The organism is Kitasatospora brasiliensis, from assembly GCF_032654805.1.
GTDB lineage: Bacteria > Actinomycetota > Actinomycetes > Streptomycetales > Streptomycetaceae > Kitasatospora > Kitasatospora brasiliensis.
In genome coordinates, this window is sequence record NZ_JAUOOW010000005.1 from 451,870 (window position 1) to 472,213 (window position 20,344).

Annotated in this window: 22 protein-coding genes; 14 read left to right on the forward strand and 8 right to left on the reverse strand. The window is 73.8% G+C overall.

Annotation, left to right across the window (positions count from 1 at the left end; genetic code table 11):
* Positions 1 to 4: 4 nt before the first annotated feature.
* Together QWJ13_RS21545 and QWJ13_RS21550 are read left to right on the forward strand one after the other, a co-directional pair.
* Entirely contained in the window at positions 5 to 232 is a 228-nt protein-coding gene (locus QWJ13_RS21545; RefSeq protein WP_316526435.1) for a DUF3107 domain-containing protein, read from the forward strand.
* Between the two features lie 131 nt (positions 233 to 363).
* On the forward strand, positions 364 to 690 hold the full coding sequence (locus QWJ13_RS21550) for a hypothetical protein (RefSeq protein WP_316526437.1): 327 nt from the start codon (positions 364 to 366) through the stop codon (positions 688 to 690).
* A 6-nt stretch (positions 691 to 696) separates the two neighbouring features.
* Here QWJ13_RS21550 and QWJ13_RS21555 read toward each other — a convergent pair whose 3' ends face one another.
* Positions 697 to 1,425 (reverse strand): ferritin-like fold-containing protein, encoded by a 729-nt coding sequence (locus QWJ13_RS21555; RefSeq protein WP_316526439.1) that lies wholly within the window; start codon positions 1,423 to 1,425, stop codon positions 697 to 699.
* Between the two features lie 683 nt (positions 1,426 to 2,108).
* Here QWJ13_RS21555 and QWJ13_RS21560 point away from each other — a divergent pair.
* The 5 genes from QWJ13_RS21560 (at position 2,109) to QWJ13_RS21580 (ending at position 7,542) form a co-directional block, all read left to right on the forward strand.
* Positions 2,109 to 4,130 (forward strand): DEAD/DEAH box helicase, encoded by a 2,022-nt coding sequence (locus QWJ13_RS21560; RefSeq protein WP_316526708.1) that lies wholly within the window; start codon positions 2,109 to 2,111, stop codon positions 4,128 to 4,130.
* A gap of 119 nt (positions 4,131 to 4,249) precedes the next feature.
* Positions 4,250 to 5,125, forward strand: a complete 876-nt coding sequence (locus tag QWJ13_RS21565; RefSeq protein ID WP_316526440.1) for an alpha/beta fold hydrolase — start codon at positions 4,250 to 4,252, stop codon at positions 5,123 to 5,125.
* A 424-nt stretch (positions 5,126 to 5,549) separates the two neighbouring features.
* Positions 5,550 to 5,696 (forward strand): DUF8834 family protein, encoded by a 147-nt coding sequence (locus QWJ13_RS21570; protein WP_489753400.1) that lies wholly within the window; start codon positions 5,550 to 5,552, stop codon positions 5,694 to 5,696.
* A 287-nt stretch (positions 5,697 to 5,983) separates the two neighbouring features.
* On the forward strand, positions 5,984 to 6,622 hold the full coding sequence (locus QWJ13_RS21575) for a DUF6758 family protein (protein ID WP_316526441.1): 639 nt from the start codon (positions 5,984 to 5,986) through the stop codon (positions 6,620 to 6,622).
* 59 nt (positions 6,623 to 6,681) lie between these two features.
* A complete protein-coding gene (locus tag QWJ13_RS21580) occupies positions 6,682 to 7,542 on the forward strand; it encodes a PHP domain-containing protein (RefSeq protein ID WP_316526443.1) in 861 nt (286 codons plus the stop codon).
* A gap of 90 nt (positions 7,543 to 7,632) precedes the next feature.
* Here QWJ13_RS21580 and QWJ13_RS21585 read toward each other — a convergent pair whose 3' ends face one another.
* On the reverse strand, positions 7,633 to 8,274 hold the full coding sequence (locus QWJ13_RS21585; protein WP_316526444.1) for a suppressor of fused domain protein: 642 nt from the start codon (positions 8,272 to 8,274) through the stop codon (positions 7,633 to 7,635).
* Between the two features lie 473 nt (positions 8,275 to 8,747).
* Between QWJ13_RS21585 and corA the strand changes: the two genes are divergently transcribed.
* Entirely contained in the window at positions 8,748 to 9,869 is a 1,122-nt protein-coding gene (gene corA, locus QWJ13_RS21590; protein WP_316526445.1) for a magnesium/cobalt transporter CorA, read from the forward strand.
* A gap of 13 nt (positions 9,870 to 9,882) precedes the next feature.
* On the opposite strand, the gene QWJ13_RS21595 is transcribed toward corA, so the two are convergent.
* Positions 9,883 to 10,821 carry a DMT family transporter gene (locus QWJ13_RS21595; RefSeq protein ID WP_432277570.1) on the reverse strand — a complete coding sequence of 313 codons (939 nt, stop codon included), beginning with the start codon at positions 10,819 to 10,821 and terminating at the stop codon, positions 9,883 to 9,885.
* A gap of 136 nt (positions 10,822 to 10,957) precedes the next feature.
* Here QWJ13_RS21595 and QWJ13_RS21600 point away from each other — a divergent pair, with 136 nt between their 5' ends.
* The 4 genes from QWJ13_RS21600 (at position 10,958) to QWJ13_RS21615 (ending at position 14,787) form a co-directional block, all read left to right on the forward strand.
* The gene (locus QWJ13_RS21600; protein ID WP_316526446.1) at positions 10,958 to 11,497 is read left to right on the forward strand and encodes a hypothetical protein; all 540 of its coding nucleotides are present in this window, start codon (positions 10,958 to 10,960) and stop codon (positions 11,495 to 11,497) included.
* Positions 11,498 to 11,646: 149 nt separating this feature from the next.
* On the forward strand, positions 11,647 to 12,945 hold the full coding sequence (locus QWJ13_RS21605) for a magnesium transporter MgtE N-terminal domain-containing protein (RefSeq protein WP_316526447.1): 1,299 nt from the start codon (positions 11,647 to 11,649) through the stop codon (positions 12,943 to 12,945).
* Positions 12,946 to 13,021: 76 nt separating this feature from the next.
* Entirely contained in the window at positions 13,022 to 13,570 is a 549-nt protein-coding gene (locus QWJ13_RS21610; protein ID WP_316526710.1) for a DUF1003 domain-containing protein, read from the forward strand.
* Between the two features lie 56 nt (positions 13,571 to 13,626).
* Positions 13,627 to 14,787: an Mrp/NBP35 family ATP-binding protein gene (locus QWJ13_RS21615; protein WP_316526449.1), complete on the forward strand. Its 1,161-nt coding sequence runs from the start codon at positions 13,627 to 13,629 to the stop codon at positions 14,785 to 14,787.
* 63 nt (positions 14,788 to 14,850) lie between these two features.
* Here QWJ13_RS21615 and QWJ13_RS21620 read toward each other — a convergent pair whose 3' ends face one another.
* The 4 genes from QWJ13_RS21620 to sigE all read right to left on the reverse strand — a co-directional run bounded on the left by QWJ13_RS21620 (position 14,851) and on the right by sigE (position 18,033).
* Complete coding sequence (locus QWJ13_RS21620; RefSeq protein WP_316526450.1) at positions 14,851 to 15,519, reverse strand: hypothetical protein; 669 nt, start codon at positions 15,517 to 15,519, stop codon at positions 14,851 to 14,853.
* Between the two features lie 235 nt (positions 15,520 to 15,754).
* Positions 15,755 to 16,189, reverse strand: coding sequence for a sec-independent translocase (locus QWJ13_RS21625; RefSeq protein ID WP_316526451.1), 435 nt, complete (start codon positions 16,187 to 16,189; stop codon positions 15,755 to 15,757).
* Between the two features lie 135 nt (positions 16,190 to 16,324).
* A complete protein-coding gene (locus QWJ13_RS21630) occupies positions 16,325 to 17,191 on the reverse strand; it encodes a zf-HC2 domain-containing protein (protein WP_316526452.1) in 867 nt (288 codons plus the stop codon).
* 110 nt (positions 17,192 to 17,301) lie between these two features.
* The gene (gene sigE, locus QWJ13_RS21635) at positions 17,302 to 18,033 is read right to left on the reverse strand and encodes an RNA polymerase sigma factor SigE (protein WP_432277580.1); all 732 of its coding nucleotides are present in this window, start codon (positions 18,031 to 18,033) and stop codon (positions 17,302 to 17,304) included.
* Between the two features lie 288 nt (positions 18,034 to 18,321).
* Here sigE and QWJ13_RS21640 point away from each other — a divergent pair, with 288 nt between their 5' ends.
* On the forward strand, positions 18,322 to 18,954 hold the full coding sequence (locus QWJ13_RS21640; RefSeq protein WP_316526711.1) for an O-methyltransferase: 633 nt from the start codon (positions 18,322 to 18,324) through the stop codon (positions 18,952 to 18,954).
* A gap of 123 nt (positions 18,955 to 19,077) precedes the next feature.
* Here the strand turns inward: QWJ13_RS21640 and QWJ13_RS21645 are convergent, their stop codons facing one another.
* On the reverse strand, positions 19,078 to 19,245 hold the full coding sequence (locus tag QWJ13_RS21645; protein WP_014137929.1) for a DUF3117 domain-containing protein: 168 nt from the start codon (positions 19,243 to 19,245) through the stop codon (positions 19,078 to 19,080).
* Positions 19,246 to 19,542: 297 nt separating this feature from the next.
* Here QWJ13_RS21645 and QWJ13_RS21650 point away from each other — a divergent pair, with 297 nt between their 5' ends.
* Positions 19,543 to 20,343, forward strand: coding sequence for an enoyl-CoA hydratase-related protein (locus tag QWJ13_RS21650; protein WP_316526457.1), 801 nt, complete (start codon positions 19,543 to 19,545; stop codon positions 20,341 to 20,343).
* The last annotated feature ends 1 nt before the right edge of the window (position 20,344 follow it).

Below are 20,344 nucleotides of genomic sequence, written 5' to 3' on the forward strand. Positions count from 1 at the left end.
AGCCGTGGAGGTCAAGATCGGCGTGCAGAACGCGCCGCGCGAGATCGTGATCGAGAGCTCGCAGACTGCCGATGAGGTCCAGAGCGCGGTCGCCAAGGCGCTGGAGGGCTCGGAGAAGATCTTCGCGCTGTCCGACGAGCACGGCCGCCGCATCATCGTCCCGGCCGAGCGCCTGGCGTACGTGGAGATCGGCGAGTCGGCCGCCCGCAAGGTCGGCTTCGGCACCACCTGAGGCGCCGCGAGATCGTTCGGTGCCCCGTTCCCGTGAGGGAGCGGGGCACCGTTGCGTGTACGGCCGGGTGGGGCGGGGTACGGCGACAGGTGCGACGCCGGTGTCGTACGCCCGTTCCCCGGGAGGCAGCCTTGCTGGTCGAGTCGATCGTCTTCGCCCTCGTCGGCCTGGCCACGGGCGGCGCCGCCGTACTGGCCCTGCCCTCGTACTTCCGGGCCGCCCGGCCGATGACGCTGGGCACCGCGCTGGCGGCGGCGCTGGTCGGCGGGGCGGTCGCGCACTTCAGCCTGGACGGGCGCTACCCGGCGGTGTCGATCGCGGCCGCGGCGCTGGCCTCGGGCGTGCTCACCTCGCTGCTGGCCCGGCCGGACCTGGCCGCCGGGCTCGCCCCGGCGCACCGGCACCACCCGCACCGGCCCGGCACCCACCGCACCCAGCGGCGGCACCGGGCGGCGTGAGGACGGTCAGGAGGCGAGGCCGAGGGCGGCCATCCGCTTGGTGTGCGCCTCGGTGATCCGGTTGAACATCTTGCCGACCTCGACCAGGTCGAAGCCCTGCACCTGGACGCCGCCGACCAGCATGTTCGACAGCGCGTCACGCTCGGCGACGACCCGCTGGGCCTGGCTGAGCGCCTCGCCCATCAGGCGCCGGCCCCACAGGGCAAGCCGTCCGCCGGCCCGCGGGTCGGCCTCGATGGCCTGGCGGACCTTGTCGACGGCGAACTGGGCGTGGCCGGTGTCGGACATCGCGCCGAGGATCACCTCGCGGGTGTCGTCGTCCAGCCGGACGGCCACCTCGCGGTAGAAGTCGGTCGCGATGGCGTCGCCGACGTAGGCCTTGACCAGGCCTTCCAGCCAGTCGGAGGGCGCCGTCATCCGGTGGAACAGCTCCAGCGGCTCGACGAACGGCCGCATCGCCTCCTGCGGATCGGCGCCGATCTCGGCCAGCCGGTCGTGCAGCCGCTGGTAGTGCTGGAACTCGGCGGAGGCCATCCGGGCCAGGGCCGCCTTGTCGGCGAGGTCGGGCGCCAGCTTGGCGTCCTCGGCGAGCCGCTCGAAGGCGCTCAGCTCGCCGTACGCGAGGGCGCCGAGCAGGTCCAGTACGGCCGCCCGGTAGCCGGGGTCGGCCGAGCACGCGGCCCAGTCCCCGATCGAGCCGGCCGCCGTGTCCTGCGTCTCACCATGGGTCTCCATGACCCGCCACCTTAGTCCCGACCGCCCCCGGGCACGCTCGGTGACCGGCCGGAACGCCCGGTCCGGGGGCGGTTGCCGGGGGCAATGTCAGACGCGTCACGTGTTCGAGTCGTCGCCTGACTGTATGGTGGTACGGAGCCCCGTCGTGTTCGCACGGTGTCACCGCCGTCTCGGTAACCCACGCGATCCCGCTCCGTAGCGGCGCCGTCCAACCGGACGTGTCCGCACCGGGAGCACGGGTACTCACGTACGCGGATGCCCGGTCGGAGAGCCGATCGGCTCCGACCATGGCTTGGACTTCAAGCCTTGGCACCGCATCAGTGGCCGAGCGAGGGCCGCCGAGACCACGCCCCGGAGGCGAAGGTCCCGCGCAGGTCCCTCACGGGAACCTTCCCCGACGCCGCCGGCGACGCGCCCCCGCACCGGGGCAGCGCGCACCGGCCGGCCGCAGGGACCGGCGCGGTTGTGCGTTCGCGCAGCTGTATCAGGGCCGCCCAGGCCCGTACGCAGCCGTGCGGCTGCCCGCCCGCCGCTCGCTCTCGGCCCCTCCACACGGAAGAGGCAGGACCCTGTCCACCACCGCTGAACCCATCAAGACGACCTTCCGGGACCTGGGAATCCTCTCGGAGACCGCCGAGGCCCTGGAGGCCGTCGGCATCGTCCACCCGTTCCCCATCCAGGAGATGACCCTCCCGGTCGCGCTGACCGGCCACGACGTCATCGGCCAGGCCAAGACCGGCACCGGCAAGACCCTCGGCTTCGGCCTCCCGCTGATCGAGCGGGCCATCGTGCGCGCCGACGTGGACGCCGGCCGGGCCACCGAGGAGCAGCTCTCCGACTTCCCGCAGGCGCTGATCGTCGTCCCGACCCGCGAGCTGTGCACCCAGGTCACCAACGACCTCCAGACCGCCGGCAAGGTGCGCGACGTGCGCGTCCTGGCCGTCTACGGCGGCCGGGCGTACGAGCCGCAGGTGGAGGCGCTCACCAAGGGCGTCGACATCGTGGTCGGCACCCCGGGCCGACTGCTCGACCTGGCCGGGCAGAAGAAGCTGAACCTGTCCAAGGTCCGCGCGCTGGTCCTGGACGAGGCCGACGAGATGCTCGACCTGGGCTTCCTGCCCGACGTCGAGAAGATCATCACCATGCTGCCGGCCAAGCGGCAGACCCTGCTGTTCTCGGCCACCATGCCGGGCCAGGTGATCAACCTCGCCCGCCGGTACATGAGCCAGCCGACCCACATCCGGGCCGCCGCTCCGGACGACACCGGCGCGACCGTCGCCAACATCGAGCAGCACATCTTCCGTGCGCACTCGCTGGACAAGGTCGAGATGGTCTCGCGCATCCTCCAGGCCGAGGGCCGCGGGCTGGCGATGATCTTCTGCCGGACCAAGCGCACCGCCGCCGACGTCTCCGACCAGCTGACCCAGCGCGGCTTCGCGGCCGGCGCGGTCCACGGCGACCTCGGCCAGGGCGCCCGCGAGCAGGCCCTGCGGGCCTTCCGCAACGGCAAGGTGGACGTGCTGGTCTGCACCGACGTGGCGGCCCGCGGCATCGACGTCGAAGGCGTCACCCACGTCGTCAACTACCAGTGCCCCGAGGACGAGAAGACCTATCTGCACCGGATCGGCCGCACCGGCCGGGCCGGCGCCTCCGGCACCGCCGTCACCCTGGTCGACTGGGACGACATCCCGCGCTGGCAGCTGATCAACAAGGCGCTGGACCTGCCGTTCAACGACCCGGAGGAGACCTACTCCACCTCGGCGCACCTGTACGAGCTGCTGAAGATCGCGCCGGGCACCAAGGGTGTCCTGCCGCGCTCGGAGCGCACCCGTGCCGGGCTGGGCGCGGAGGAGGTCGAGGACCTCGGCGAGACCGGTGGTCGCGGCGCCCGCTCGGGCCGCGGCGGTCGCGGTGGCGGGGACGGGCGCGGCGGGCGGGACGGCTCCGGCCGTCCGGCCGCCGCCACTGCCGAGACCGAGGAGCAGAAGCCGCGCCGCACCCGTGAGCGCCGCCGCACCCGACGGGGCTCGGCGGTCGAGGGCGAGGCCGCTGCCGTCGTGACCGAGGCCGCCGTGGTGGCTCCGGCCGTCGAGGGCGCCGAGGGCGAGGCCGCTCCGCGCCGCCGCCGTCGCCGCTCGCGCGGCGGGGCCGGTGCGGCGGAGGCCGTCGTCACCGAGGCCGCCGTCGTCGAGACCCCTGCCGTCGAGACCCCTGCCGTCGAGACCGCTGTCGTGGAGACCGCTGTGGTCGAGACCGTCGCCGCCGAGGCGGCCGTCGAGACCCCGGCCCCGGTCAAGAGGGCCACCCGCGCCCGCAAGCCCAAGGCGGAGGTCGTGGAGACCGTCGCCGCCGAGGCCGTCGTCGAGACCCCGGCCCCGGTCAAGAAGGCCACCCGCGCCCGCAAGCCCAAGGCTGAGGTCGTGGAGACCGTCGCCGAGGCGGCCGTCGTCGAGACCCCGGCCCCGGCGAAGAAGGCCACCCGCGCCCGCAAGCCGAAGGCTGAGGTCGTGGAGACCGTCGCCGAGGCGGCCGTCGAGACCCCGGCCCCGGCGAAGAAGGCCACCCGCGCCCGCAAGCCCAAGGCCGTCGCGGAGACCGCCCCGGAGGCCCCGGCCGCCGAGGCCGCCGCCGAGACCCCGGCTCCGCGCAAGCGCACCCGGACCCGCAAGGCCGCCGCCCCGGCGGAGGCCACTCCGGAGAGCTGACACCCCCGTGTCTCCCCCGAGGGGGCGGACCAGGCCACCCGGCCCGGTCCGCCCCTTCGGCGTTCGACCTCCTAAGCTCGGGCCCATCGGGAGTCGCCGCCGACAGCAGGGAGCAGCCCATGAGCACGCCGCCGTTTCTGACCCTGCCCGGGTGCGCGCGCGCCGAGCGGGTGGTGACCGGGCGCGGGGAGTTCGCGGCGCTGCGGGCGGAGCCGGACGGGCCGGTGCGCGGTTCGGCGCTGCTGGTGCCGGGGTTCACCGGCAGCAAGGAGGACTTCATCGGGCTGCTGGAGCCGCTGGCCGCCGCCGGGTACCGGGTGACCGCGGTGGACCAGCGCGGGCAGTACCAGAGCGGCGGCCCGGACGACCCGGCGGCGTACCGCGTCGAGGCGCTCGGCGCGGACGTCCGGGCGCTCACCGAGGCGCTGGCCGCCGACGGCGGGCCGCCGCACCTGCTGGGGCACTCCTTCGGCGGCCACGTGGTGCGGGAGGCGGTGCTCGCCGCGGCCGCCGAGGGCCCGCTGCCGTGGCGGTCGCTGACCCTGATGTCCAGCGGCCCGGGCGCGATCGACCCGGCCGAGGCGGCCCGTACCAAGCTGCTGCTGGACGCCCTGGAGGCGATGGACCTGGAGCAGATCTGGCAGGTCATGCGGCAGCTGGAGGCGGAGAGCGGGGAGCCGCGGCCGAGTCTGGAGCCGGCCGTCGCCCGGTTCCTGCACCGGCGTTGGTTGGCCAATGTGCCGCGATCGCTGTCCGTCACCGGCGGCCACCTGGTGGCCGCGCCGGACCGGGTGGCGGAGCTCGCCGCGGCCACCGCCGGGCTGCCGGTGCTGGTGCTGTCCGGGGTGCGGGACTACGCCTGGCCGATCCCGGAGCAGACCGCGATGGCCGAGCGCCTGGGTGCCCGCAGGGTGCTGGTCGAGGATGCCGGCCACTCCCCCAACGCCGAGCGGCCGGCCGCGACGGCCGAGGCGCTGGCCGCGTTCTGGGCCTGAGTCCCGCGCGCGGGACGGCGCCGTAGCCGCGTCGGTTCCCGGGATTCCCCAGAAGTGGTCTGTACCACTTCTTCGATTTCGATCGACGTCAACACGGGACAAAATTCGTTAGTTACGGTAATCTTTGATTCTGTCCGGGAATCATCGCCGGCCTCCACTGCGGCGCAGATCACCCGAAACCCGGATGTCACGGACGGGCAATGGCCCGGTAGCACCGCCACGTCACCGTGGTTTCACGAGGCAGCTGGACGCACCAGGCAAGCAGGGGGAGCCCTTGCCGCAACAGACCGCCGTACGGGCGACGACGAACCGCCCGCTCCGGCCGTACCGCCGGATCCGCAGGACCCCTGAAGGGCTGATACCGACTCAGCCGCGACCGCCCCGCACCGCGGGGTCAGAAAAGGAGACGCCCATGACAAAGACCATGCGCTTCGAGATCGTCCGACTCGACGACACCGACGGCTCCGCCGCCGACCGCCTGATCGCCGACGCCGCCACCGTGCGCGAGTTCGTCCAGGCCGCCGCCCGCACCGGCGAGCGCCTGCTCATCCGTCCGTGCCCGACCGTCTGACCCGGCGCGGCGACTCCGACCGGGAGTCCCCACCCGCCGCCGACGAGCCGGGAGCGTCCGATCCGGACGTTCCGATACCCGACTGACGCCCCGTCACCGCATTCGCCGATGACGGGGCGTCAGTGTGTCCGGGGCCGAAGCCCGGTACGTTTGCCGCCGCCCGCGACGGGACATCCCCCAACGGGAACCGCCCGCAACGGGCGTCCGCCACCGACAGGTGCCGCCGAGCCCTCCGTACGGGTGATCGTCCTTGACGCGGCGGTCCGGAGGGAGGAGCGTTGTCGGCTATGAGGGGCGAGCCAAGCTGCCCGAGGTGCGCCGGTCGGGTCCGCGCCCCCGGTCTGTTCTCAGACACCTGGCAGTGCGACCGGCACGGAGCGGTGCACCCGATGCAGCCCGTGCTGCCCCCGAGCGTGGAGGCCCTGGGCGTCGCCGTCGCCCGTTCCCAGGTCCCCGTCTGGCTGCCCTGGCCGCTCCCGGTCGGCTGGCTCTACACCGGCATCGCCCACGTCGGCGACGACGTCTCCGGCGCCCGGGCCACCGCCGTCGCCTGCTCCGGTCCGGCGCCGCTCGGCGGCTTCGGCGAGCTGGTGCTGGTCGCCGAGGAGCTGGGGGTCGGCCTCGGCGCCCGCTACGCCGGCCTGCCCGGCCCGGACCCGGGCGACTCCGTCGGCCTCTACAAGCCCGCCGACGCCAAGCTGATGGCCGCCGGGCGGCCCACCCCGATGTTCCACGTCCCGGACGCCCCGGCCGACCGCGCGGTGTTCGTCGGCGAGGCCCGCGGGCTCTGGCTCTGGGCGGTCGCCTGGCCCGAGCAGTCCGCCCTGGTGATGTACGACGAGCTGGTGCTGACCGATCTGCGCGAGGCCGGCGCCGAACTGGACCTGCTGCCCTGCGGGGCGATCTCCCCCCGGCTCTTCCACTAGAAGCTCCACCCGGGAGCTCTATCCTGGGCGGCACCCACGAGCCCCCAGGAGCCCGATCCGTGCGCATCGACCTGCACGCCCACAGCAACGCCTCCGACGGCACCGACACCCCGGCCGAACTGGTCGCCGCGGCCGTCGCCGCCGGACTCGACGTGGTGGCGCTGACCGACCACGACACCGTGTCCGGCCACGCCGACGCCGCCGAGGCGGTACACGCGCTGCCCGAGGGCACCCGGCTGACCGTCGTCCCGGGCGCCGAGCTGTCCTGCGTCGTGGACGGCATCAGCATGCACCTGCTGGCGTACCTGTTCGACCCCGAGGAGCCCGAGTTCGCGCGGGAGCGGGAGCTGGTGCGCACCGACCGGTTCCGGCGCGGGCGGGCGATCGTCGAGCGCTGCCGGGAGCTCGGCGCGGAGATCAGCTGGGAGCAGGTGCGGCGGATCGCCGGGGCCGGCTCGGTCGGGCGCCCGCACATCGCCAGCGCGCTGGTCGAGGCGGGCGTGGTGGCCACCGTCTCGGACGCCTTCACCGCCGACTGGCTGGCCAACGGCGGGCGGGCGGACGTCCGCAAGCACGAGACCGACCCGGTCGAGGCGGTCCGGCTGGTCCGGGCGGCCGGCGGGGTGCCGGTGTTCGCCCACCCGGGGGCCGTCAAGCGCGGTCTGACGGTCTCCGACCAGGTGATCGCCGACCTCGCGGCGGCCGGACTGGCCGCGCTGGAGGTCGACCACACCGACCACGACGAGGAGACCAGGGCGCGGCTGCGCGGCCTGGCCGGCGAGCTCGGACTGCTGGTCACCGGCTCCAGCGACTACCACGGCGCCCGCAAGACCGTCCGGCTCGGCGAGTACACCACCGAACCTGCGGTGTACGAGGCGCTGCTGGCGCAGGCCCGCGGCGCGAAGCCGATCGAGCGCTGAGCCGCCGCCGGACCTCTTGAGCCGTGAACGCCCGACCAAGGGATCATGAGTCCCTCGGTCGGGCGTTCGCGCACCCCGGCTGACCGGGCGTCAGTCGAGTCGGACGCCGCGCCGGTCCGGGTCGCGCAGGTCGGTGCCCTGGTTCAGCCAGCGCTCCTGGAGGGCGGCCGCGCCGTGCACCCGCTTCCAGCCCGCCTCGTTGGGCGTCATCGGCAGCAGCGGCAGGAAGCGGACCGGGTCGGCCGGGTCGGCCAGTTCCAGGTCCTCGACCAGGCCGCCCGGTTCGGCGGCCAGCACCGAGGTGAACGGCGCGCCGTCCCAGAGCGGGGAGCCGAGGTCCAGCGAGCCGCCGGGGGCCACCACCAGGCCCTCGACCTGCGGGGTGGCGGCGAAGGTGGCCAGGGTGCGCAGCACGCTGTCGCGGCCGCCGCGGACGGTGAGCACCAGTTCGGCGCGCGGGCCGCGCAGTTGGTCGGCGACCGGGGAGGTCGGGTCGGCCATCGGGGCGGCGGACATGCCGAGCGTCGCGTACCGCACCAGCCCCTCGGGGTCCGGGCCGAAGCGCAGCACCTCGATCCGGTCCGCGCCGAGGAAGGTGACGGCGGCGCGGCCGCCGGGCTCGCCGAAGGTGGCGATCAGCCGGGCTTCGACGGCGGCCAGCACCGCCTCCCGGGTGAGCTCCGGGGAGTTGTCGCCGTAGGGGTCGCCGAAGAGCGGGAAGTCGTGCGCCATGCCGGTGAGCGTAACCCCCGGGGGTGGGCGGGCCGCGTGCGGGCGGGCCCGGGGGCGGTCGCGGGCCTCGGGGGCGGTTGTGGGCCGCAGCACACCGGGAACCCGTAAAACCTTGGGAAACCCTCTGGATCCCCTCGGCTTCGATGGCCGGTCAGATGTTAGGGTGAGCGACTGGCCACCGGGATCGTTTCGTTCCGGGGCGGCGGCGCGAAGGAGGTGGTTGCGGTGGATACCGGCCGACCATGCAGTACCGGCAGCTCTGCCCGGCCCCGTCTTCCCCGTACCCCTCGCCCCGAAGGCCCCATCGGCTGAGTCAGCCGCGGTAGCCCCGGGTGTCGGAAGCACGGCGAACGGACCTGCCGGGAGAGCACTTTCATCCCCTGTTCCACCGGTGTTCTCCGCCGTCGTACCGCGGCCGAACGTTTCTGCACTCCGCGCCGCCGCGCGACGGTTCCTGCCTCTGGGAGCCAGCCATGTCGATGATCAACAGCCTGCGCGCCGCCGTCCGCCCCAACCGTCGCCGTGGCGCGGCCGGGGCCTATGACGTCCTGACCGGGGACGCCGTCTCGGCGGTGGTGGACTGCGCGGTCTACCAGCACGGCGAGCGCAAGGGCGAGACGTGCAGCCCGCGCGAGGCGGCGCTGCGGGTCAAGGCCTCGCACCAACTCCCCGGCGGCGAGGGCTCGTTCAGCTGGATCGGGCTGCACGAGCCGACCGAGGCGGAGTTCGCGGGGATCGCCCAGCGCTTCGGCCTGCACCCGCTCGCGGTCGAGGACGCGGTGCACGCCCACCAGCGGCCGAAGGTCGAGCGCTACGACGACGTGCTGTTCGCCGTCTTCAAGACCATCCGCTACGTCGAGCACGACCAACTCACGCCCACCAGCGAGGTGGTGGAGACGGGCGAGCTGATGGTCTTCGCCGGGCGGGACTTCGTGATCACCGTCCGGCACGGCGGCCACGGCTCGCTCCAGGAGCTGCGCCACCGGCTGGAGGCCGACGCGGACGAGGCCGGACTGCTCGCCAAGGGCCCCTCGGCGGTGCTGCACGCGATCGCCGACCACGTGGTGGACAACTACCTGCTGGTCGCCGAGCGGCTCCAGAACGACGTGGACGAGATCGAGTACGGCGTCTTCTCGGCCAAGGGCGGGCGCAGCTCCGATGTCGGCCGGCTCTACCAACTCAAGCGCGAGGTACTGGAGTTCAAGCGCGCCGTGGTGCCTCTGCTGCGCCCGATGCAGCAGCTGTCCGAGCCGCTCCAGCGGCTGGTGGACCCGGACGTCCAGAAGTACTTCCGGGACGTCGCCGACCACCTGGCCCGGGTCGCCGAGCAGGTGCACGGCTTCGACGAGCTGCTGAACTCGCTGCTCCAGGCGAACCTGGCGCAGGTCTCGGTGGCGCAGAACGAGGACATGCGCAAGATCACCGCCTGGGCGGCGATCTTCGCGGTGCCCACCATGATCACCGGGGTCTACGGCATGAACTTCAAGTACATGCCGGAGCTGGACGACCAGTACGGCTACCCGACGGTGCTCGGCGCGATCGTGCTGATCTGCGTCGGGATGTACCGGGGCTTCCGCCGCAACGGCTGGCTCTGACCGCCGGCCGGAGCTACCGGCGCCCGCCGCGGGCGACCAGGACCAGGCCGAGCAGGATCAGCGCCACCGCCGGGTAGGCGGCCGCCGGGGGCCACTGGCCCAGCCAGAGCGCGGCGATCAGCGTCGCGCCCGGGGTCTCCAGCAGGATCGCGGTGGAGGTGATCGACGGCCCGAGGGTGCGCACCACGCGGTTGCTCAGCGAGTGGCCGAGCAGCTGGGCGGCGACCATCAGCAACGCGATCTGCCACCACACCCCGGCCGGCCAGCCGGCCAGCGGCGTCCCGGCGACCAGGCAGATCCCGAGCAGGACGGCCGAGGTGGTGGCGTAGCAGACCAGGGTGTAGGCGGTGGTGCTGACGGTCCTGCGGACCTCGGCGCCGAGCAGCAGGTACCCGGCCGAGGCCAGGCCCCCGGCGAGGGCGAGCGCGTCGCCGAGCAGTGCGCGCGGGGAGAGCGAGAGGTCCACGCCGGTCAGCACCAGCACGCCGGCGAAGGCGACGACGGTGCCGAGCCAGACCATGCGCGGGGCCCGGACGCCCATCAGCCGCAGCAGCAGGATGGTCCACAGCGGGGTGGTGGTGACCAGCGCGGTGGCGGAGGCCACCGAGGTCATCCGCAGGCTGGGCATCCAGAGCGCGAAGTGCACGGCGAGCAGCGCCCCGGCCGCGACGGCGAGCAGCAGCGCCCGGCGGCCGATCCCGCGCAGTTCGGCACGGTGGCGCAGCAGCGCGTACGGGCCGAGGACGCCGACCGACATGAGGTTGCGCCAGAAGGCGATCGCCAGCGCGGGCGCGGCGGTGGCGCTGATCAGCGGCCCGGAGAGCGAGATGCCGCCGATCGAGACGGCGAGCAGCAGCAGGTCGAGGGTGGGGAGCGGGTGCGCCGCACGCGGGTCGGCGGTCGCGGTCGCGGGGGTGGTGGCGGGGGCGGTCGCGGGCCGGGCGGTGGGCACGGCGCTCCTTGCTGGTCACGGTGGCGGGGCGGTGGTACGCGGGGCGGGTCATACCGTAAGGCCCGTGGCGTGGCAATGGAACTGTCGACCGGAGGCTGAGACATCCACGGACGGCGGAGCCCGTACGCTGTCCGCCATGGACCGTACGCCCGCCGCCGCGACCGCCGACGACTTCCTCGACCAGGCCCTGCTGGAGGAGGCCGCGAAGAAGTCCGGCCTGCTCTGGGTGCGCGCGGACGGGCAGGAGCAGGCCCGGCCGCTGTGGCACGCCTGGCACGACGGCGCGGTCGTGGTGGTCGGCGGGGGCGGCGAGCAGCCGCTGCACGGCCTGGAGCCCGGCTCCGGCGCCACCGTCACCGTCCGCAGCAAGGACAAGGGCGGGCGGCTGACCGGCTGGAGCGCCCGGGTGGTCGAACTGGCCCCGGAGAGCGAGGCCTGGCTGGGCGCCGTCGAGGAGCTCAAGGGCAAGCGGCTGAACGCCCCCGACACCGACGCCATCGCCGCCCGCTGGGCCCGTGAGTGCCGGGTGCTGCGGCTGGAGCCGGCCGGCCCGCTGACCGAGCGCCCGGGGGCGATGCCGGACGGCTCGCACGCCGCGCGGCCGATGCCGACCCCGGCCACCACCCGCCTGCCGATCCCGGCCGGCCTGCCCAAACTGCTGTTCAAGCGCCGTTAAAGCCCCCCGAGTGTTAAGCAAAGGATGCCGCCGAGGACTCCTACGACGGCTACCGTGCCTCCCGGCCGGGCTTCGAACACGCGGGTAGCCTGGCCACCAGGTGCGCCCCCGGCGCGTCCGGTACGGCGTCGAGCGAGTCGAGGGAGTCCATGGCAGGGCCAGGCAGCCGGGTCTTCATCTCCCATCTGTCCGCCATCGCGGTCTTCGACCCGAACGGCGACCAGGTCGGGCGGGTCCGGGACGTGGTCGTCTCGCTGCGGCTCGGCGGCCGCCCGCCGCGGGTGCTCGGCCTGGTGGTCGAGGTGGTCGGACGGCGCCGGATCTTCCTGCCGATGACCAGGGTGACCAGCCTGGAGTCCGGCCAGGTGCTCACCACCGGCGTGATCAACCTGCGCCGCTTCGAACAGCGCCCGTCCGAGACCCTGGTGCTCGCCGAGCTGCTGGACCGCACCGTGACCTGGTCCAAGTCCGGCGAGGAGGTCACCGTGCTGGACGTCGGCATGGTGCAGACCCGGCTGCGCGAGTGGGAGATCAGCAAGGTCTTCGTCCAGGTCGGCCGGGCCGGCCGGCTGCGCAAGGGCAAGGGCGAGCGGCTCACCCTCGACTGGCAGGACGTCACCGGCTTCTCGCTGCCCGAACAGGACCAGGGCGCGGCCAACCTGCTCGCCACCTTCGAGCAGCTGCGCCCCGCCGACCTCGCCGGCGTGCTGCACCACCTGTCCGCCAAGCGCCGCGCCGAGGTGGCCGCCGCCCTGGACGACGAGCGGCTCGCCGACGTCCTGGAGGAGCTGCCCGAGGATGACCAGGTCGAGATCATCGGCAAGCTCCAGGAGGAGCGCGCCGCCGACGTCCTGGAGGCGATGGACCCGGACGACGCCGCCGACCTGCTCTCCGAGCTGCCCGGCGAGGAGGCCGAGCGCCTCCTCCAGCTGATGGAGCCGGAGGAGGCCGCGCCGGTGCGCCGCCTGCTGACGTACGAGGAGGACACCGCCGGCGGTCTGATGACCACCGAGCCGATCGTCCTGGAGCCGGACGCGACGGTCGCCGAGGCGCTGGCCCGGGTCCGGGTCAGCGACCACAAGCCCGCCCTGGCCGCTCAGGTCTTCGTCTGCCGCCCGCCGAACGAGACCCCGACCGGCCGCTACCTGGGCACCGTGCACTTCCAGCGGCTGCTGCGCGAGCCCCCGTACATCCTGGTCGGCTCGCTGGTGGACGACGACCTGGACCCACTGCCGCCGGACACCCCGCTGTCGCTGATCACCAGCTACCTGGCGACCTACAACCTGGTCGCCGCGCCGGTGGTGGACGAGGCGGACCACCTGCTCGGCGCGGTGACCGTCGACGACGTGCTCGACCATCTGCTGCCGGACGACTGGCGCGACGCCGCGCTGCACGCCCATGACGAGGCGCACGACGACGAGAGGGAAGGGGTGACCGGTGGACGGTGACCGCAACGGACGGCCGGACGACTCCGCGCGCCGGCGCCTCCAGCGCGAACTGCGACAGCTGCGCCAGTTGCGCGAGCTGCGCACCCGCGAGGGCAGCCGGGACCGGCGCCCGGAGACCACGCCGATCACCGGCGCCGGCCGCGCCCGGCTCGACCAGCCGCGCACCGCCCGGCCCGGCCTGATCACGCTGCCCTCCTACGACCCTGAGGCCTTCGGCGTCCTGTCCGAGCGGATCGCCCGCTTCCTCGGCACCGGCCGGTTCATCGTCTGGATGACGGTGGTGGTCGTCGTCTGGATAGCGTGGAACACCCTGCTGCCGGCCCACGTGCGCTTCGACGAGTACCCGTTCATCTTCCTGACCCTGGCGCTGTCGCTCCAGGCCTCGTACGCGGCCCCGCTGATCCTGCTGGCGCAGAACCGCCAGGACAACCGGGACCGGGTCAACATGGAGCAGGACCGGGCCCGCAGCGACCGCAACATCGCCGACACGGAGTACCTGACCCGCGAGGTCGCGGCCCTGCGGCAGGGCCTCGGCGAGGTCGCCACCCGGGACTTCGTCCGGTCCGAACTCCAGTCCCTGCTCAGGGAGCTGGACGAGCGCAGGGAGGCCCCCGAGCCGCTGTGACCGGCGGCACGTTACCGGCCGGTCAAGGGGTCGGCCCGGCGCCGTACCATCAAGGCATGGCCAACGAGACAGAGGTCGCGGCCGGCGTCACGGAGGAGTCCGTACGCCAGGCGCTGGCGACCGTCAACGATCCGGAGATCAACCGCCCGATCACCGAGATCGGCATGGTGAAATCGGTCGAGATCGCCGAGGGCGGCGCGGTGCGCGTCGCGGTCTACCTGACGGTCTCCGGCTGCCCGATGCGCGAGACCATCGTCACCCGGGTGCGCGAGGCGGTCGGGAAGGTCGCGGGCGTGACCGGCGTCGAGGTCGAGCTCGACGTGATGAGCGACGAGCAGCGCAAGGAGCTGTCCCAGCTGCTGCGCGGCGGCGCCCCCGAGCGGGAGATCCCGTTCGCCAAGCCGGGCACGCTGACCCGGGTCTACGCCGTCGCCTCCGGCAAGGGCGGCGTCGGCAAGTCCTCGGTGACGGTCAACCTGGCGGCCGCGATGGCCGCCGACGGCCTGAAGGTCGCCGTGGTGGACGCCGACATCTACGGCCACAGCGTGCCGCGCATGCTGGGTGTCGAGGGCCGGCCGACCCAGGTCCAGGACATGATCATGCCGCCGCAGGCGAACGGCGTGAAGGTCATCTCGATCGGCATGTTCACCCCGGGCAACGCCCCGGTGGTCTGGCGCGGCCCGATGCTGCACCGCGCGCTCCAGCAGTTCCTCGCCGACGTGTACTGGGGCGACCTGGACGTGCTGCTGCTGGACCTGCCGCCCGGCACCGGCGACATCGCGATCTCGGTGGCCCAGCTGGTCCCCAACGCGGAGATCCTGATCGTCACCACCCCGCAGATGGCCGCCGCCGAGGTGGCCGAGCGGGCCGGCACCATCGCGGTGCAGACCCACCAGAAGATCGTCGGCGTGATCGAGAACATGTCGGGCATGCCGTGCCCGCACTGTGACGAGATGATCGACGTCTTCGGCACCGGCGGCGGCCAGACCGTCGCGGACGCGCTCACCCGCACCGTCGGCGCCACCGTCCCGGTGCTCGGCTCGATCCCGATCGACGTCCGGCTGCGCGAGGGCGGCGACGACGGCCGCCCGGTCGTGCTCGCCGCGCCCGACTCCCCGGCCGGCGCGGCGCTGCGCGCGGTGGCCGGCAAGCTCGGCGGCCGCCAGCGCGGGCTGTCCGGGATGTCGCTCGGCCTGACGCCCAAGAACAAGTTCTGAAACGCCGGTTGACGAAGGGCCGGGCGGTTCGCCGCCCGGCCCTTCGCCGTACTCCGGCGCCTGCTACAGCCGGGTGTAGGAGCCCAGCTCCGGCACGGTGGCGAAGCCGATGCCGTAGGCGCTGACGCCGCGTCCGTAGGCGCCCAGCAGGACGCCGGGGGCCTCCCCGGCCAGCACCCAGCCGTACTCGGACTCGCGGTAGCGGAAGGGCTGCGGCAGGCCGTTGACCGGCAGGCTGAGGGTGGACCAGCCGGGGCCGGCCAGGTCGTCGGCGAGGTCCCAGGCGAGGCTGCTCTGCTGGTCCAGCCAGTCCTGGCGCAGGGTGCGGTCCAGTTGCCCGGGCCAGGTCGCGGCGAGCAGGCCGGAGCCGGCCAGCCAGGCGGCGGAGGAGGCGGAGGTCGCCTCCAGGGTGCCGGTGTTGTCCGCGCTGCGCCGGCTGTCCCGGCGGGCCACGGTGACCACGACGGCGAACTTGCGCACATCGCGCGGCTCGTACTGCTTGGCCGGCTCGTCGCCGTGGCCCAGCGAGCCGTAGTCGACGCTGCCCGCGGCCCGGGCGCCGGCGCCGGCCTGCACCAGGAAGCGGCGGCCGGTCCAGCCCTCGTCCAGCCCGTACCAGGGGAAGTCGGCGGACAGGTAGGGCACCAGCGGGTCCGCCGGGCCGGCCTGTCCGCCGACCACCGGGCCGCCGGCCGTGGCCGTCGCCCCTCCCGCCTGACTCGTCGCGTCCATCCCCGGGCCTCCTCAAACACACGTTTGCCTGCCGTGGCGCGCTCCCATGGTGGCGTACCGCGGCGCTCCCCGGGACCGTTCCTGGACCGCGACGGTGCGCGATGTGACGGAAGGCCCAGCGGGAACAATCAGCACAATAGCGGCGCGCACGCCACCGCCCCGCTCAGCCGGGTGGCCGGGCGGGGCGGTGGCGCGGCACCGGGGCGCCGGAACGCGGTGCGGATCCGACGGCGGATCAGGTGGCGTCGGGGTCGAACGGGGGCCGCTCGCCGGGCGCCAGCGGGGCTCCGGCGGAGGCCGGCGCCGGGGCGGACTTCTCGAAGCTGACGCTGCCGCCGCGGCCGCCCGTCGGCGCCGCGGGCTTGTCGTCCAGGACGGAGCGGATGTCCAGCGAGTCCTTCATGTCCTTGAGGCCCAGCGGGTCGTCCTGGTCGCCCAGGAGCTGCTTGCGCACGAAGGTCTTGGGGTTCAGGTCCTCGAACTCGAAGTCCTTGAACTCCGGGCCCAGCTCGCTGCGGATGTCCTCCTTCGCGTTGTCGGCGAAGGAACGGATCTTCCGGATGAAGCCCATGGTGTCCTGGATCAGCTTCGGCAGCTTGTCCGGGCCGAAGATGATGATCGCCATCACGACCAGGGTCAGCAGTTCCAGCCCACCTACGTCGCTGAACACCTTTGCTCCCTAGCTCGTCGGACGACGGTCTCTACAGGGTAATGGCCACCGGCGAGTCCTTGGTCCACGCCAGGATGAAGCCGTGGTAAAGACCTGCCGGTGGCCGGGGTACGGCGGTGTCCGTCGAGGGACGTGCTACCGGCCCTGGTGGCGCAGGGCGGCCATGTCGGCGGCGTAGCGCTCCGGGGAGAGGGGCGGGGTCGCGTCGCGGGTCGCGGCGACCGGGCGGCCCACGAAGTCCACCGGGACCTGCGCCGTCATCGGGACGAGGCCGGCGCCGGGCGGGCTGACGGTGGTGCCGTGACGCTCCTCACCCTGGGTGCTGAGCCCGCCGACGCCACCGAGCGTCACCGCGGCGACGGAGAAGGCGCCCGCGGCGGCGAACACCAGCCGGCGCCCGCGTGCGGAGGTTCGAACGGCCGCGGCCGACTGCGGACGGGCGGGGGCGGCGGCCTCCGGACGGGAGGTGCGCCGGCCGATCAGCGGCCGCAGCACCGCACCGCGCCCGAAGGCGCGCGGGTCGACCCCGGGCACCGGGGAGTCGGCGCCGAGCGCTCCGGCGCCGAAGGAGGCCCCGGCACCGCGGCCGAAGGAGCCGCCGTCGAGCCGGCTGCCGCCGAGCGTTCCGGTGGCGGCGACCCCGCCACCGGGAAGGTCATCGTCGTCATCGTGGCGGCCGCGGGCCGGGCGGCGGCCGTCCGACGGGGCGTCCTCGGGGAGGTTGCCGACGGCCATCAGGCGGGCCATCAGCGAGGCGGACGGGCCGGGCGCGGCCGCCTGGGTCAGCAGGTGCTTGACGGCACGGCCCTCGTCGGCCTCGGCGAGGCACTGCGGGCAGGTCGCCAGGTGGGCCTGGACCCGGTCGCGCGAGTCGTGGCCGAGTTCGCCGTCCACGAAGGCGGAGAGGCGATCGCCGAGGTGGTGCTCCTCGGCTGCGGCGGGGCGTACCGGAAGCGCGTGCAGCACCGTGTCCGCGGGCAGCGCCACCGCGGGGGGCAGCACGGGCTCACCGGGTTCATCGCCTCCGCGACGGCCCGGCAGGGCCCAGCCCCGTCGGGTCGCGGACCGGTCGGAGGCGTCCGACCGGCCCGAACCGGACCGGCTGGTTCCGCTCACGACCGCCTCCGTCCGCGCCCACCGGGCGCGACCGCGGTCTCGACCGCGCCGACGCCGACCGGCACCGGCTCCTCCGAGCCGCCGCGGCGCTCACGGCCGGGGGCCGAGCCGGGGGCGCGGTGCTTGAGCGCGGCGCGCAGGTGCGAGCGGCCGCGGTGGATGCGGCTGCGGACGGTGCCGAGCTTGACGCCCAGCGTGGCGGCGATCTCCTCGTACGACAGGCCCTCGATGTCGCAGAGCACCACCGCGGCCCGGAACTCCGGGGCCAGGGTGTCCAGCGCCTGCTGCACGTCGGCGTCGAAGTGGGTGTCGCTGAAGTGCTGCGCCGGGCTGGGCTCGCGGGAGGCGAGCCGCTCGGCCGCGTCCTCGCCGAGCGCGTCGAAGCGGATGCGCTGGCGGCGGCGGACCATGTCCAGGAAGAGGTTGGTGGTGATCCGGTGCAGCCAGCCCTCGAACGTGCCGGGGGTGTAGGTGGACAGCGAACGGAACACCCGGACGAAGACCTCCTGGGTCAGGTCCTCGGCGTCGTGCTGGTTGCCCGTCAGGCGGTAGGCCAGCCGGTAGACCCGGGCGCTGTGCGCCTCGACGATCTCCTCCCACGTGGGCGGAGTCCAGGTCTGCGCGTCGGGACCCTCGGTGAAGGTCGCGAGGGCGGGGGCCTCGGTGGCACCGGCGGTCGGCGCGGTGGCCGCGGGCTGGTCCAGGTCGGAGTGCGCAGGCTGGTTCATCACGGGCTTCGGCGTACGGGCCGACGCGGTGCCGCGGGAGTGCCGCCGCACAGGAACGTCGCCCTCGGCCACACCTCCTCGGTCGGCTCTTCTGCCCAGCAGGGCCACCACCATATCCACCTCACCCGTCAAGCCCGGATAAAAGTGCCCGGGTGCTCTCTCGCACCCGGTCCGTCATGACAACGGCCCGCCGCCGTACGCGGTTCCCGGTCGGCCAGTAATCTGTGCCAGGAAATATCGACATCCTTCGGCACCGGGCCGCCGCCCGGGGCTCCGAAAGAGGCAGCCATCAGCGAGTTCGGGCCCGCGCGCGCGGCCCTCGCCGACACTTACGTGGGCGAGGACGCGGTGCTGACCTACGCCCGGGCACAGTCCGCGCGCACCGGGATACGGGCGATCGGCCCGAGCGGCGGGGCCTGTCTTCGGCTCCTGGCGGCCGCGCTGGACGCCAAGGCGGTGGCCGAGATCGGCACCGGCACCGGGGTGTCCGGGGTCTACCTGCTGCGCGGGATGCGGCCGGACGGCGTGCTCACCACCGTCGACTCGGAGCCGGTGCGCCAGCAACTGGCCCGCGAGGCGTACCAGGCGGCCGGGTTCGCCGCCAACCGCTCCCGGTTCATACCGGGCCGGGCGCTGGAGGTGCTGCCCCGGCTCGCCGACGGCCAGTACGACCTGGTGTTCTGCGACGGCGATCCGGCCGAGTCCTGCGAGTACCTGCTGGAGGCGCTGCGGCTGCTGCGGCCCGGCGGGATGGTCTGCTTCGAGGGGGTCTTCCAGGAGGGCCGGCTGGCCGAGCCTGAGCTCCAGGACCCGCAGACCGGCGCGGTCCGGGACCTGGTCCGGGACGTCCGGGAGAGCGAGGCCCTGCTGCCGGCGCTGCTGCCGGTGTCCGACGGGCTGCTCTGCGCGATCAAGCGCTGAGCCTTCCGGGGGGCCTCGGAGCCCCTCGGAAGGCGTGCGGAAAACACGCGGGCCCGGGCAGACATGACGTCGTACCCGGGCCCGGCAGCACATCTCCAGGAGATGGGCGAGCACCTGCTGCGGTCAGCCGCAGGCCTTCTTCAGGGCCTCGCCGAGGGCGTCGGCCTCGTCAGGCGTGAGCTCCACCACAAGGCGCCCGCCGCCTTCGAGCGGAACGCGCATGATGATGCCCCGTCCCTCTTTGGTGACTTCGAGCGGGCCGTCACCCGTCCGCGGCTTCATGGCCGCCATGCTCGTTCCCCTTCCTGCAACCGCTCAGCTACGCACCGGCAGTCCGTCCACCGCCGGTATCGAACGCATTGATCGGAAGCCATTATCCCGCATGCCACGGGCTGATGACCAACATCACTCTCGGTGCAACCACGGCCGGACCGTCCCCAACCACCGCAAACCACGCCATAAGCCCCGGCGTGGCGACGGCCCGGACGCCACCGGAGGGTGCGATACCTCACACTCCCCAGCCCCCCGCGTGCTCCGGCATCCTGACACACACGACCGACACCGCCACGATCACGGGAGCCCTCATCCATGTCCGATTCCGTGCAGTACGAGCTGGACGGCGGCCTCGCCGTCATCACCATCAACCGCCCGGAGGCGATGAACGCCCTGGACGTCGCCACCAAGATCGCGCTGCGTGACACCGTGACCGCCGCGGCCGCGGACCCGGAGGTCCGGGCCGTCCTGCTGACCGGGGCCGGCGAGCGGGCGTTCTGCGTCGGCCAGGACCTCAACGAGCACCTGGAGATGCTCAAGCGGGCCGAGGAGACCGGCGAGGGCGCGCTGCGGACCGTCGCCGAGCACTACAACCCGCTGACCCGGGCGCTGGCCGGGATGCGCAAGCCGACCGTCGCCGCGGTCGGCGGGGTGGCGGCCGGCGCGGGCGCCTCGCTCGCCTTCGCCTGCGACTTCCGGATCCTCTCCGAGCGGGCCGGCTTCAACACCGCCTTCGCCGGAATCGGGCTGACCGCCGACTCGGGCGCCTCCTGGACGCTGCCCCGGCTGGTCGGGCACGCCAAGGCCACCGAGCTGCTGATGCTGCCCCGGACGGTGAAGGCCGCCGAGGCGATGGAGCTGGGCCTGGCCACCAAGGTGGTGCCGGCCGGGGAACTCGCCGCCACCGCCCGGGCCTTCGCCCGCGAGCTGGCCGAGGGCCCGACCGTCGCCTACGGCGCCATCAAGGCGTCGCTGGCCTACGGCGCCTCCCACTCGCTGGACGAACTCCTCGACAAGGAGGACGAGTTGCAGACGCTGGCCGGCGAGAGCGAGGACCACCGGATCGCGGTGCGCGCCTTCATCGCCAAGGAGAAGCCGAAGTACGTGGGCCGCTAGG